This window comes from Vibrio sp. 1288 (genome assembly GCF_033344475.1).
Genome location: NZ_JAWPOX010000991.1, coordinates 1 through 547 on the forward strand (window position 1 = coordinate 1; position 547 = coordinate 547).

The following is a 547-nucleotide window of genomic DNA, read 5'->3' on the forward strand; positions in this document are numbered from 1 at the left end:
AATGATGATAAAAATCTTCTAGGATGGCGTGCAGAAACTGGTGAAACTGCATTTGAAAATTACCCAGAAACGGACGTTGAGATTTCTGAGCAAGAGTACTTTGACAACGGCATTCTAATGATTGCAATGGTTCGTGCTGGGGTTGAACTGGCATTTGAAGCGATGACAGCTTCTGGAATCATCGATGAATCAGCGTACTACGAGTCTCTACATGAACTTCCGTTGATTGCTAATACTATCGCACGTAAGCGTCTATATGAGATGAACGTGGTTATCTCTGATACGGCTGAATACGGTAACTACCTATTTGCTAACGTAGCAACGCCTTTATTACGTGAGAAATTCATGCCTTCTGTTGGTACAGAGGTTATTGGTAAAGGTTTAGGCGAAACGTCTAACCAAGTGGATAACGCGACTCTTATCGCAGTGAACGAGACTATCCGTAACCACCCAGTGGAATACATTGGCGAAGAACTACGTGGCTATATGACGGATATGAAGCGCATCGCGGTTGGCGGCTAATTCTCTTCGCTGTACAGCATTGAAG

Annotated in this window: 1 pseudogene; it reads left to right on the plus strand. The window is 43.9% G+C overall.

From position 1 onward, the window contains the following. A pseudogene (locus tag R8O11_RS30520) lies at positions 1-522 on the plus strand (ketol-acid reductoisomerase); the annotation flags it as partial. Between the last annotated feature and the right edge of the window lie 25 nt (positions 523-547).